The sequence below is a fragment of the Citrobacter sp. RHBSTW-00887 genome, from assembly GCF_013728095.1.
Lineage (GTDB): Bacteria > Pseudomonadota > Gammaproteobacteria > Enterobacterales > Enterobacteriaceae > Citrobacter > Citrobacter braakii.
This window is the reverse complement of the sequence record NZ_CP056267.1, coordinates 535,295-548,169: the sequence shown is the minus strand read 5'-3', so window position 1 is coordinate 548,169 and position 12,875 is coordinate 535,295. Positions and strand designations below refer to the sequence as shown.

8 protein-coding genes are annotated in these 12,875 nt (G+C 54.3%); 4 read left to right on the top strand and 4 right to left on the bottom strand.

Features of this window, described 5'->3' with window-relative positions:
• The first annotated feature begins 21 nt into the window (after nucleotides 1-21).
• Both rapZ and npr read left to right on the top strand, forming a co-directional pair.
• Nucleotides 22-876 carry an RNase adapter RapZ gene (gene rapZ, locus HV314_RS02610; protein ID WP_003025085.1) on the top strand — a complete coding sequence of 285 codons (855 nt, stop codon included), beginning with the start codon at nucleotides 22-24 and terminating at the stop codon, nucleotides 874-876.
• On the top strand, nucleotides 873-1,145 hold the full coding sequence (gene npr, locus HV314_RS02605; protein ID WP_003828770.1) for a PTS phosphocarrier protein NPr: 273 nt from the start codon (nucleotides 873-875) through the stop codon (nucleotides 1,143-1,145). Before rapZ ends, npr begins: the two co-directional genes overlap by 4 nt.
• A gap of 86 nt (nucleotides 1,146-1,231) precedes the next feature.
• Here the strand turns inward: npr and mtgA are convergent, their stop codons facing one another.
• From mtgA to HV314_RS02585, 4 genes are all read right to left on the bottom strand, one after another.
• Nucleotides 1,232-1,951 carry a monofunctional biosynthetic peptidoglycan transglycosylase gene (gene mtgA / locus HV314_RS02600; RefSeq protein WP_016157575.1) on the bottom strand — a complete coding sequence of 240 codons (720 nt, stop codon included), beginning with the start codon at nucleotides 1,949-1,951 and terminating at the stop codon, nucleotides 1,232-1,234.
• Nucleotides 1,948-2,601: an isoprenoid biosynthesis glyoxalase ElbB gene (gene elbB, locus HV314_RS02595; RefSeq protein WP_016154692.1), complete on the bottom strand. Its 654-nt coding sequence runs from the start codon at nucleotides 2,599-2,601 to the stop codon at nucleotides 1,948-1,950. The genes mtgA and elbB overlap by 4 nt, the downstream gene beginning before the upstream one ends.
• A 229-nt stretch (nucleotides 2,602-2,830) precedes the next feature.
• Nucleotides 2,831-5,167 carry an aerobic respiration two-component sensor histidine kinase ArcB gene (gene arcB / locus HV314_RS02590; protein ID WP_016154693.1) on the bottom strand — a complete coding sequence of 779 codons (2,337 nt, stop codon included), beginning with the start codon at nucleotides 5,165-5,167 and terminating at the stop codon, nucleotides 2,831-2,833.
• Between the two features lie 167 nt (nucleotides 5,168-5,334).
• Complete coding sequence (locus HV314_RS02585) at nucleotides 5,335-6,264, bottom strand: TIGR01212 family radical SAM protein (protein ID WP_137352392.1); 930 nt, start codon at nucleotides 6,262-6,264, stop codon at nucleotides 5,335-5,337.
• A gap of 684 nt (nucleotides 6,265-6,948) precedes the next feature.
• On the opposite strand from HV314_RS02585, the gene gltB reads away from it, so the two are divergent.
• Nucleotides 6,949-11,409, top strand: a complete 4,461-nt coding sequence (gene gltB, locus HV314_RS02580) for a glutamate synthase large subunit (protein ID WP_181547259.1) — start codon at nucleotides 6,949-6,951, stop codon at nucleotides 11,407-11,409.
• 12 nt (nucleotides 11,410-11,421) lie between these two features.
• Nucleotides 11,422-12,840 (top strand): glutamate synthase small subunit, encoded by a 1,419-nt coding sequence (locus tag HV314_RS02575; protein ID WP_016154696.1) that lies wholly within the window; start codon nucleotides 11,422-11,424, stop codon nucleotides 12,838-12,840.
• The last annotated feature ends 35 nt before the right edge of the window (nucleotides 12,841-12,875 follow it).

The following is a 12,875-nucleotide window of genomic DNA, read 5'->3' as shown; positions in this document are numbered from 1 at the left end:
CGTTGTGAGGAGAAACAGTACATGGTACTGATGATCGTCAGCGGTCGTTCGGGGTCAGGAAAATCTGTCGCCCTGCGAGCGCTGGAAGATATGGGTTTTTACTGCGTGGATAACCTTCCCGTAGTGCTGTTGCCCGATCTGGCTCGTACTCTGGCCGATCGCCAGATTTCTGCGGCCGTCAGCATTGATGTGCGCAACATGCCTGAGTCCCCAGAGATTTTCGAGCAGGCAATGAACAATCTGCCTGAAGGCTTCTCACCACAGTTGCTGTTCCTTGACGCCGATCGTAACACCCTGATTCGCCGCTACAGCGACACGCGTCGCCTGCATCCTCTTTCCAGCAAGAACTTATCTCTGGAGAGCGCTATCGATAAGGAAAGCGATTTGCTGGAGCCTCTGCGCTCTCGTGCTGACCTAATCGTGGATACCTCCGAAATGTCCGTGCACGAACTGGCGGAAATGTTGCGTACCCGCCTGCTGGGCAAGCGTGAACGCGAATTGACGATGGTATTCGAATCCTTTGGTTTCAAACACGGTATCCCAATTGACGCGGATTACGTCTTTGACGTGCGTTTCCTGCCTAACCCGCATTGGGATCCGAAGCTGCGCCCGATGACCGGTCTTGACCGCCCCGTCGCCGCCTTCCTTGACAGGCACACAGAAGTACACAATTTTATCTACCAGACTCGCAGCTATCTTGAGCTATGGTTACCCATGCTGGAGACCAACAACCGCAGCTACCTCACCGTAGCTATCGGCTGTACCGGCGGGAAACACCGTTCGGTGTATATTGCAGAGCAGCTGGCAGACTACTTCCGCTCACGCGGTAAAAACGTACAGTCACGCCATCGTACGCTGGAAAAACGTAAATCATGACCGTGAAGCAAACCGTTGAAATCACGAATAAGCTGGGTATGCATGCTCGCCCAGCCATGAAACTGTTTGAATTGATGCAGGGTTTTGAAGCAGAAGTTTTGCTGCGTAATGATGAAGGAACGGAAGCCGAGGCAAACAGTGTTATCGCTCTGCTGATGCTGGATTCCGCCAAAGGGCGTCAGATAGAAGTTGAAGCCACGGGTCCACAGGAAGTGGAAGCCCTGGCAGCGGTGATTGCCCTGTTTAATTCAGGATTTGATGAAGATTAGTCGAGTACCTGAAGCGCTGCGCTCATCACGCCTACACGGCAACGTCACACTCCCGTAGGCCGGATCCGCATCCGGCAATAAACCCGTTAATACAGCTTATTTTCCCGCATAAACGACTCACCGCCTAGCTGGCGCATTTGGCGCATAATCCACGCCTGACGGCTACGTACATAACCAGAAGGCGCATTCGCTTTAAAACGCAAAGGATTGGGTAATACCGCCGCCAGCAAGGCCGCTTCAGACAGACTCAGCCGACTGGCTGGCTTATGGAAATAGCGCTGCGCCGCTGCCTCCACGCCGAAAACCCCATCACCAAACTCAGCAATATTCAGGTAAACGGTCAGAATACGCTTCTTGCTCCAGACGGTTTCCATACCCAGCGTTAGCCCGGCTTCGAGACCTTTACGCACCCAGCTACGTCCATCCCACAGAAAGAGGTTTTTTGCCGTCTGTTGCGATAACGTCGACGCCCCGCGAATACGGTTTTCATTACGTTCGTTGTGCGCCAGTGCTTTCTCTATGGCGGAAACATCGAATCCCCAGTGCTCGGGAAACTTCTGGTCCTCCGCGGCGATCACCGCCAGTCCCATCCACGGTGAGATCTCATCCATGCTCACCCAGTCTGAGTGCGCCACATAACCGAAATCACCGGACAGCCATGCGCTCAGTTGCCGCTCGACCATCACGGCAGAGAAAGGGACTGGCATCACGCTGAAAAGTGCGATGCCCCCGCCCCAGAATACGGCGAGGACAACGACCGCCCGCAGAAAGATACGTCGCAGAAAGGCGGTAACTCCTTTTCTCATTCAGCCAGCACCAGCACACGTGATACCAGTTTATCGATACCACTCGCGGCCTGAGCGATGTCCTGCGCCAGCATATAGGCGGGAGTGGTGACGATTTTGTTGTCTTCATCAACGACAATGTCATCAACCGGACAAGGCACATGTTCTGCGCCCATCTCTTCCAGCACCTCTGCCGTATCAATATCAGTACCGATGGTCAGACGCAGCGGAAAGTCAAAAATTTTAGGTAACATGGCAGGCGCAATGCACATAAATCCCAGCGGCTTACCCGCCTGATGCATAGCCACCGCCAGCGCAGCTAAGTCGCTATCAACTCGGCACTCACTGCCCTGGCTGGCAAAATTGCTCAGATTTTTGGCCGCGCCAAACCCGCCTGGCACGATCAACGCATCCAGTTCCGTTGAGACTGCCTGAGCAAGTGGGCGAATATCACCGCGTGTTATACGGGCGGCTTCAATCAGCACATTACGCGTTTCCTGCATCGGCTCGCCGGTCAGATGATTAATCACATCCGCTTGTTGTTTATCCGGTGCGAAACAGACGGCCTGAGCGCCGTTGCGGGCAATCGCCAGAAGCGTGAGAACAGTTTCATGGATCTCTGCGCCGTCATACACGCCGCATCCGCTGAGCACTACACCCACTTTTTTCATCGTGATACTCCTTTCTCAACTGGCTGAAACATATTAGTTATTATGATTTAAATGCTACGCTTCACACATTTAACTGATTCATGTAACAAATTATTTAAGATTTGCTATCTTAACTGCGTGCGGCCTGAAAATTAGGGCTGCGCCCTTGTAAACAATGATAATAATTTACGGCGCAGCCACGATTTCCCTGGTGTTGGCGCAGTATTCGCGCACCCCGGTCAAGCCGGGGTCATTTTTTTTCCACGCTCGCCACCCAGGCCTTCAATACCGCCACGTCGTGCTGCCACTCCTGCTTCATCTCTTCAATCCATTCAGCAACATTATCTTCCCAGGCAGGAAGATCTGGCGACTGGATTTGCTGACCTAACTGTTGCAGGTGGCGCAGCCCCACGGAACCTGCCGCGCCTTTAATTTTATGGCCTTCCTCAACAACGCCTTTTTTATCCCGTGCGGTCAGATTGGACTCCAGCACGCTCAAATATCCCGGCATCATCTTCTCAAACACCGCCAGCCCGTCGGTTATTAACTTCGGTCCCACCAGCTCGAGGTATTGTTCCAACATAGGAATATCTAACAGCGCTTGCGATTTACTGCTCTCTTCAGATGTCACAGTGCTCTCCTCTTTGTTTCGGGTATCCCAGTATTTTTTGATCATGGCGGTTAACGCCGGAACCGACAGCGGCTTACTCAGCACGTCGTCCATTCCCGCGTCCAGATACTCTTTTTTATCTTTCAGAACGTTGGCGGTAAGCGCAACCAGCGGCGGCAGGTCCTCACGGGCGTATTTTTGCGTCAGCTCGCGCGAGATATCCAGACCGGTCATATCCGGTAGCTGAATATCCAGCAGCACCAGGTCATATTCGCCCGGCGTGAACATTTCCAGCGCGGCTTTCCCGGTCATGGCGACATCCACGCTGTTGCCCAGTTTTTCCAGCACTGAACGCGCGACAATAACGTTCAGTTCGATATCTTCCACCAGCAGCACATTCAGGGCTGGCAGCGGCATGTCGTCGTCTTCAAAGGCGTCTTCAATCTCTTCCGCTACCGCCGGCGCATGCACGGTCAGCGTAAAGATGGAGCCTTTGCCAGCCTGGCTGGAGACCGTAATATCACCGCCCATGTTTTTCGCCAGACGCTTCGATACGGCCAGTCCAATCCCGGTTCCCGTTGCCGGTTTGCCGCCATTGCTGTCCTTCACCTGATAATACATGGCGAAGATTTTATCTTGCTCATCCTGCGGAATACCGATCCCGGAATCTTCAACTTCGAAATGCAGTATATTCCCCTGGTCATAGCGCGCCCGCACGGTTACCTGCCCCTGCTGGGTAAACTTCACGGCGTTGCTGATCAGATTCCACAGAATCTGGCGCAAACGCGTGCCGTCGGTAATGACCTTATGCGGTAGTGGTAACGTCGGCTCAAGCACAAAACGCAGCCCTTTTTGCTGCGCCTGCAGGCCAGAGAGGTTTTCCAGATCCGCCATAAAGCTGGTGAAATCGATCGGCTGGTTATCGAGCTGAACTTTACGTCGCTCCATCTTATCCATGTCGATAATATCGTTGAAAATATTCCCCAGCGTCACGGCAGAGACGTGGATTGTTTTCAGGTATTTTTCCTGCTCAGCGGTCAGATCCGTATCCAGCAGGATCCGGCTTAAGCCGACAATGCCGTTAAGCGGGGTGCGCAGTTCGTGGCTGATGGTAGAAATGAAGGTGGTCTTATCGCGGCTGGCGCGCTCTAACGCGTCCTGATAACGCTTACGCTCGGTAATATCGCGCCCAAAACCCATCAGACCATGTCGCTTACCTACGCGGTCATAGTAAGGCACTTTGCGAATTTCAAAGCAGGCTTTGCGCCCGTCCGGATAGTCCAGCCACTGTTCGTAGGTGAGTGAGACGTTATGACGGAACACCTTCTCGTCGGTTTCAATGACCTTTTCTGCCGCCTCAGGGGAGTAAACATCAGCCGGTTTTAAATTCACCAACTGCTTTTCGCTCTTGCCGGTCAGCAGTTCCATGGCACGGTTACAGCCGGAAAATTCTTTATCTTCATTACGATAAAAAACCAGATCCGGCGAGGCATCAAGGAAAGAGCGTAAAAAGGAAGACTGCTGCTCAAGCTGAATCTGCGCTTCTTCGCGCTCTTTGATTTCAACCTTCAACTGCTCGAACGTATCCTGGCGCTCCGCTTCGGCTTTTTCGCGCTCAACAATTTCCTGATTAAGCTGGGCAATATTATCTTTCAACTGCACATTGAGCTTGAGATCGCGCTCGCGCATCTCTTCCAGCTTTTGTACCAGTCGTGACAAGCGTTGCCGGGACTCTTCCAGTTGCTCCACCACCACTGACAGAAAATAGACGGCCCAGGGGGTAATTAACAGACCAAAAAAGATAGAGCGGATAACATCAATGCTTTCTACCTGGCCATGCAGCACCATGGTGACAGCCATCTGCACCACAATCGCCAACACGACCAGCGCCAGCGCCAATAACAGCGAAAAGCGCACCAGACCCAATTTCATCATCAGGTCGACGTAATATTGCGCCAGCATACGGATTTGCTTCATAGAGGGTTCCTTCACGACAACTTGGCACAATAATACTCAATTCTCAGCGTGACGTTGAAGATTGTGCAAGAAATGCGGAGGTTATCGGTGAAATGACCGAGGAGAGATTCAACGTGGGCCTGATAAGCGTAGCGTCATCAGGCAAGCAGGCGCAGATTGCCGGATGGTTAGCTCCCAGGCTGAATCCACGGAGTGCCAAGCGCAGAGCCTTGAACACCATGAGCATTGAGATAGCGATCCAGTTCGACCATCCCGGTCCAGCGGTTTTCACACCATAGCGGAGCCAACAGCATTGGGCGACGCGCGCTGGCAGAGATTCGATGATAAATCACCTCTGGCGGCGTATGGCGGATCATCTCCCCGGCGGTAACCGTGTAGTCGTCCAGTTCAATTCCGTGCAGACGTCCGGCTTCCCAGGCCTTTGCCATCGTACTGCCTTTCACAATATGCAGCGGATGCAGCTTAATACCGTCAACGCCCGTCTCCACCACTCGTTCCATGGTTTGCAGACAGTCTGCCTGTCCTTCTCCCGGCAGACCAACAATCAGGTGTGAGCACACTTTCAGCCCGCGCTCGCGCGCCAGCCGCGTGGTGTTCTGATAGCAGGCAAAATCATGGCCGCGGTTAATCCGGTGCAGAGTTTTGTCATGCGCAGTTTGCAGACCGAGCTCCAGCCATACCTCATAGCCGAGGTCTTTATACTCACAAAGCAGATCGAGTACCGCATCCGGCACGCAGTCGGGGCGCGTCCCAACGCATAACCCGACGATGTTGGCCTGGCTGACCGCCTGTTGATACATCGAACGCAGCACCTGTACTTCCGCAAAGGTGCTGGTATAAGCCTGGAAATAGGCCAGATAGCGTCTGGCGCGATTGACCAACTGCGCCTGATGCTCAAGCTGCTCGGCAATTGAATGGTGCTGCTGTGCTTCATCGGCAAACGAGGCGACATTACAGAAAGTACATCCGCCGCGTCCGATGGTGCCATCACGGTTTGGACAGCTAAAGCCGCCGTGCAGCGTGAGTTTATGAACCTTTTGCCCATAACGGCGAGAAAGATCCCCACCAAACATATTGACTAATTTCTGTAACTGCATAATCTGGTAGACCGCGCCTTGAAAAGAGGCCAAAGCCTGCCATTTTTTGCCCCAGTCGGCGATGACCTGGATCAATCGCCCTGGCGAGCCTTTATTTATTGCATAACAAATCAAAATAATCGAAATTTCATTCACTCAAAATATAATTACTTTTCCTTATATCCAGCTGTTTTTTTTATCTTCTTATACTCTCAGCGTAAAAACAGTATCTTTAAGACGCTAAAACTCTAAAAACCAGCATAAAATGCCAAGTATATCGATAAACAAAGGGAGGACGAGAGATATCCGGCCTCTCTTACAGTGAGACAGATCACACTTCCCAGGGCATCCTCCTCAGGTTATATCAATGTATAAAACCCTTTTATTTCAATATTTTCATAAAGTTAATTGCCCAATAGCACATTTTTGCATAAATAAGATTGCCATTTGACCTGTGTGTGGATTCCCGATAACTTGGAAATCCGCTGGAAGCTTTCTGGATGAGCAGTCTGCTCATCATATTTATGCAGTAATTGAGATTCCCTCTGAAGCAAGTCCTCAAACTTGTTTGACCTGTGCGAAAAGGATAAAGAGGGCGAATGCGAGGTAAGCGTATGACACGCAAACCCCGTCGCCATGCTCTTGGTGTGCCCGTGCGCAACGGTCCAGATGGGAATCCCGCAGAGCCTGGGGAGGTTCACTGATATGTTGTACGATAAATCCCTTGAGAGGGATAACTGTGGTTTCGGCCTGATCGCCCACATAGAAGGCGAACCTAGCCACAAGGTAGTGCGTACCGCCATACACGCACTGGCCCGCATGCAGCACCGTGGCGCAATTCTTGCCGATGGAAAAACCGGCGATGGTTGCGGCCTGCTGTTACAAAAACCTGACCGCTTTTTCCGCATCGTAGCGCAAGAGCGCGGCTGGCGTTTAGCCAAAAACTACGCCGTCGGCATGATCTTTTTAAATAAAGACGCTGAGCTGGCAGCGGCTTCTCGTCGCATTGTAGAAGAAGAATTACAGCAGGAGACCCTGTCGATTGTCGGCTGGCGCGACGTGCCGACTAACGAAGGTGTTCTCGGTGAAATTGCGCTCTCCTCCCTGCCTCGTATCGAGCAAATTTTTGTTAATGCCCCTGCGGGCTGGCGTCCGCGTGATATGGAGCGTCGCCTGTTCATCGCGCGCCGTCGTATCGAAAAACGCCTCCAGGAAGATAAAGACTTCTACGTCTGTAGCTTGTCGAACCTGGTCAATATCTATAAAGGTCTGTGTATGCCGGCGGATCTGCCGCGCTTTTACCTGGACCTGGCGGACCTGCGTCTGGAATCGGCCATCTGCCTGTTCCACCAGCGCTTCTCCACCAACACCGTACCACGCTGGCCGCTGGCGCAACCGTTTCGCTACCTGGCGCACAATGGTGAAATCAACACCATCACCGGCAACCGCCAGTGGGCACGCGCTCGTACCTATAAATTCCAGACGCCGCTGATCCCTGATCTGCACGACGCCGCACCGTTCGTTAACGAAACCGGCTCCGACTCCAGCTCAATGGATAACATGCTGGAACTGCTGCTGGCTGGTGGGATGGATATCATCCGCGCCATGCGTCTACTGGTGCCGCCGGCCTGGCAGAACAACCCGGATATGGACCCGGAGCTGCGCGCGTTCTTCGACTTTAACTCCATGCACATGGAGCCGTGGGATGGTCCGGCGGGTATCGTTATGTCCGACGGTCGCTTTGCCGCCTGTAACCTTGACCGCAACGGCCTGCGTCCGGCGCGCTACGTCATCACCAAAGACAAGCTGATTACTTGCGCTTCTGAAGTCGGGATCTGGGATTATCAGCCGGATGAAGTGGTTGAGAAAGGTCGCGTCGGCCCTGGGGAGTTGATGGTTATCGATACCCGTAGCGGGCGCATTCTGCATTCGGCTGAAACCGATGACGATCTGAAAAGCCGCCACCCCTACAAAGAGTGGATGGAGAAGAACGTCCGCCGTCTGGTGCCTTTCGAAGACCTGGCTGACGATCAGGTCGGCAGCCGTGAACTGGACGATGACACCCTCGCCAGCTACCAGAAACAGTTTAACTACAGCGCTGAAGAGCTGGATTCCGTTATCCGCGTGCTCGGTGAAAATGGTCAGGAAGCGGTCGGTTCAATGGGTGATGATACCCCGTTTGCCGTGCTCTCCAGCCAGCCGCGCATCATTTATGACTACTTCCGCCAGCAGTTTGCCCAGGTCACCAACCCGCCGATCGACCCGCTGCGTGAAGCGCACGTCATGTCGCTGGCCACCAGCATCGGTCGTGAGATGAACGTCTTCTGCGAAGCCGAAGGTCAGGCGCACCGTCTGAGCTTTAAGTCGCCGATCCTGCTGTACTCCGATTTCACCCAGCTCACCACCATGAAAGAGGAGCATTATCGCGCTGACCGACTGGATATCACCTTCGACGTGACTGAAACCACGCTCGAAGAGACCGTCAAAGCATTGTGCGATAAGGCTGAACAGATGGTGCGTAACGGCACGGTGCTGCTGGTGCTCTCTGACCGTAATATCGCAAAAAACCGCTTGCCGGTTCCGGCACCGATGGCCGTTGGCGCAGTACAAACACGTCTGGTAGAACAAAGCCTGCGTTGCGATGCCAACATCATCGTTGAAACCGCCAGCGCCCGTGACCCGCACCATTTTGCCGTTCTGCTCGGTTTTGGCGCGACGGCCATTTATCCGTATCTGGCGTATGAAACGCTGGGACGTCTGATCGACACTCAAGCGATTGCCAAAGATTACCGGACAGTGATGCTGAACTACCGTAACGGCATCAACAAGGGTCTGTACAAAATCATGTCCAAAATGGGCATCTCGACCATCGCCTCTTACCGCTGCTCGAAGCTGTTTGAAGCCGTTGGTCTGCACGATGATGTTGTGGCTTTATGCTTCCAGGGCGTGGTCAGTCGCATCAGCGGCGCGGGTTTTACCGACTTCCAGCAGGATCTGCTGAACCTCTCCAAACATGCCTGGCTGGCGCGTAAGCCTATCAGCCAGGGCGGTTTACTGAAGTACGTCCACGGCGGCGAATACCACGCCTACAACCCGGATGTGGTGCGCACGCTGCAACAGGCAGTACAAAGCGGCGAGTACAGCGACTATCAGGAATATGCAAAGCTGGTCAATGAGCGTCCGGCGGCCACGCTGCGCGATCTGCTGGCGATTACACCTGGCGATGAAGCCGTAAGCATTAGCGAAGTAGAACCCGCAACCGAACTGTTTAAACGCTTTGATACCGCAGCGATGTCTATCGGGGCATTAAGCCCGGAAGCACACGAGGCGCTGGCCGAAGCCATGAACAGCATCGGCGGTAACTCGAACTCCGGTGAAGGCGGCGAAGATCCGGCACGCTACGGCACTAACAAGGTGTCGCGCATTAAGCAGGTGGCTTCCGGTCGCTTTGGCGTAACCCCAGCGTACCTGGTCAATGCTGATGTCATTCAGATTAAAGTCGCTCAAGGCGCGAAGCCGGGCGAAGGCGGTCAGTTACCGGGTGATAAAGTCACCCCGTACATCGCCAAACTGCGTTATTCGGTGCCGGGCGTGACGCTGATCTCCCCGCCGCCGCACCACGATATCTACTCTATCGAGGACTTAGCGCAGCTGATTTTCGACCTGAAACAGGTTAACCCGAAAGCGATGATCTCGGTGAAGCTGGTTTCCGAACCAGGCGTCGGCACTATTGCGACCGGCGTGGCGAAAGCCTATGCGGATCTGATTACCATTGCCGGCTACGATGGCGGTACCGGTGCAAGTCCGCTCTCATCCGTGAAGTATGCGGGCTGCCCGTGGGAACTCGGTCTGGTGGAAACCCAGCAGGCGCTGGTGGCTAACGGTCTGCGTCACAAGATCCGTCTGCAGGTCGATGGCGGTCTGAAAACCGGCGTCGATATCATTAAAGCGGCAATTTTGGGTGCAGAAAGCTTCGGTTTCGGCACCGGCCCCATGGTCGCGCTGGGCTGTAAATACCTGCGTATTTGCCATCTGAACAACTGCGCAACCGGCGTGGCAACTCAAGATGACAAACTGCGTAAGAACCACTATCACGGCCTGCCGTTCAAAGTGACTAACTACTTTGAATTTATCGCCCGCGAAACCCGCGAGCTGATGGCGCAACTGGGCGTGAAACGTCTGGTGGATCTGATTGGTCGTACCGACCTGCTCAAAGAGCTGGAAGGGTTTACCGCCAAGCAGCAGAAGCTGGAGCTATCTCATCTGCTGGAAACCGCTGAACCGCATCCAGGTAAAGCGCTGCATTGCACTGAAAACAATCCGCCGTTTGATAACGGCGTGCTGAACGCCCAGCTGTTACAGCAGGCGAAACCGTTTGTCGATGAGCGCCAGAGCAAAACCTTCTGGTTCGATATCCGCAACACCGACCGTTCCGTCGGCGCATCGCTGTCGGGCTATATCGCTCAGACGCATGGCGATCAGGGGCTGGCATCTGACCCGATTAAAGCACACTTCAGCGGTACCGCAGGCCAGAGCTTCGGCGTGTGGAACGCGGGCGGCGTGGAGCTGTATCTGACCGGCGATGCCAACGACTATGTCGGTAAAGGCATGGCGGGCGGCCTGCTGGCAGTGCGTCCTCCGGTTGGCTCTGCTTTCCGTAGCCATGAGGCGAGCATCATTGGTAACACCTGCCTGTATGGTGCTACCGGTGGCCGCCTGTTTGCTGCGGGTCGTGCGGGTGAGCGTTTTGCGGTGCGTAACTCCGGCGCTATTACCGTGGTTGAAGGTATTGGCGACAACGGCTGTGAATATATGACCGGCGGCATCGTGTGTATTCTCGGCAAAACCGGCGTCAACTTCGGTGCGGGCATGACCGGCGGATTCGCCTACGTGCTCGACGAAGACGGTGAATTCCGCAAACGCGTGAACCCGGAACTGGTAGAAGTACTGAGCGTGGACTCGCTGGCTATTCATGAGGAACACCTGCGCGGTCTGATTACCGAGCACGTACAACATACCGGTTCTTCACACGGCGAAGAGATCCTGGCGAACTGGCCAGCATTCTCGGCGAAATTCGCGCTGGTAAAACCGAAATCCAGTGATGTGAAAGCACTGTTGGGTCACCGTAGTCGTAGCGCAGCAGAGCTGCGTGTGCAGGCGCAGTAAGGGGTAGCAGCAATGAGTCAGAACGTATACCAATTTATCGACCTGCAGCGCGTTGATCCACCGAAGAAACCGCTGAAGATCCGTAAGATCGAATTTATCGAGATCTACGAGCCGTTTTCCGAAGGCCAGGCCAAAGCACAGGCAGATCGCTGTCTTTCCTGCGGCAACCCGTACTGCGAGTGGAAGTGCCCGGTACATAACTACATTCCGAACTGGCTTAAGCTGGCGAATGAGGGACGTATTTTTGAAGCGGCAGAACTGTCGCACCAGACTAACACTCTGCCGGAAGTCTGTGGCCGAGTGTGCCCACAGGATCGTCTTTGTGAAGGATCCTGCACGCTAAACGATGAGTTCGGTGCGGTAACTATCGGCAACATCGAGCGCTATATCAACGATAAAGCGTTCGAGATGGGCTGGCGTCCGGATATGACTGGCGTTCGCCAGACGGACAAGCGCGTGGCGATCATCGGTGCAGGTCCGGCGGGCCTGGCCTGTGCTGATGTGCTGACCCGCAACGGCGTGAAGGCGGTGGTATTTGACCGCCACCCGGAAATCGGCGGTCTGCTGACCTTCGGGATCCCGGCGTTCAAGCTGGAGAAAGAGGTCATGACCCGTCGCCGTGAAATCTTCACCGGTATGGGCATTGAGTTCAAACTAAACGTGGAAGTGGGCCGCGACGTGCAGCTCAACGATCTGCTGAAGGATTACGATGCCGTGTTCCTTGGCGTAGGTACCTATCAGTCGATGCGCGGTGGGCTGGAAAACGAAGACGCTTCCGGCGTATTTGATGCCCTGCCGTTCCTGATCGCCAATACCAAACAGTTGATGGGATTTGGCGAAAGCAGTGACGAGCCGTACATCAGCATGGAAGGCAAACGCGTCGTTGTTCTCGGCGGTGGCGATACCGCGATGGACTGCGTGCGGACCTCGGTTCGCCAGAACGCGGCACACGTAATCTGCGCCTATCGCCGCGACGAAGAGAACATGCCGGGTTCCAAACGCGAGGTGAAAAACGCGCGTGAAGAAGGCGTCGAGTTCCAGTTCAACGTCCAGCCTTTAGGCGTGGAAGTGAATGCCAACGGTAAAGTGTGCGGCGTGAAAATGGCGCGCACCGAAATGGGCGAACCGGATGCGAAGGGGCGTCGCCGCGCGGAGATCGTCGCCGGTTCCGAGCACGTTGTTCCAGCTGATGCGGTGGTACTGGCGTTTGGCTTCCGCCCGCACAGTATGGAGTGGCTGAAAGAGCACAGCGTCGAGCTGGATTCTCAGGGCCGTATTATTGCTCCGGAACGCAGCGATAACGCCTTCCAGACCAGCAACCCAAAAATCTTCGCTGGTGGCGACATCGTGCGTGGTTCGGATCTTGTAGTCACCGCGATTGCCGAAGGTCGTAAAGCGGCAGACGGTATCCTGAACTACCTGGAAGTGTAAGTAAGCGTCTTCTGGCATCTCATCTTCAAACGCTG